General features: G+C 59.7%; 1 protein-coding gene. It reads right to left on the bottom strand.

From position 1 onward, the window contains the following. Positions 1 to 128 precede the first annotated feature (128 nt). Positions 129 to 362 (bottom strand): hypothetical protein (locus EN859_RS38875; RefSeq protein WP_210237769.1); only part of this gene is annotated, 234 nt, incomplete at its 5' end.

Here is a 362-nt window from a genome sequence, read left to right on the forward strand (position 1 = left end):
CCGATCTCCCGCCGCCGTCGCTGGCATGTGCAAGGGGGTGATGTCGGCAGCGACCGTCGCGGCAGCGCCGATGAGGACCCCCTGCAGATCGTTCCAGATTCCATGGATTGGCGGTAATGCCATTGAGTTCACTCATACCTGAGGTACCCAACTCCGGGCATGTTGTTCTCCCATGGTACGGAGCCCTGCGTCTCGCGCGCGGCGATGATAATGGCTGTCGGTTCGGGGCCGATATCCTTTGAAGAGACGGCTCCCCTGTTCTTGAGGGCGCCGAGATGCGGTAGCGCCAATATCCTTGCGAAGGAAAGGTACTCCGCCCAAGAAGTCTTCGTCCGAGACGACAACTGTCTCGATAGTCTATG

The organism is Mesorhizobium sp. M00.F.Ca.ET.216.01.1.1 (genome assembly GCF_004010325.2).
Classification (GTDB): domain Bacteria; phylum Pseudomonadota; class Alphaproteobacteria; order Rhizobiales; family Rhizobiaceae; genus Mesorhizobium.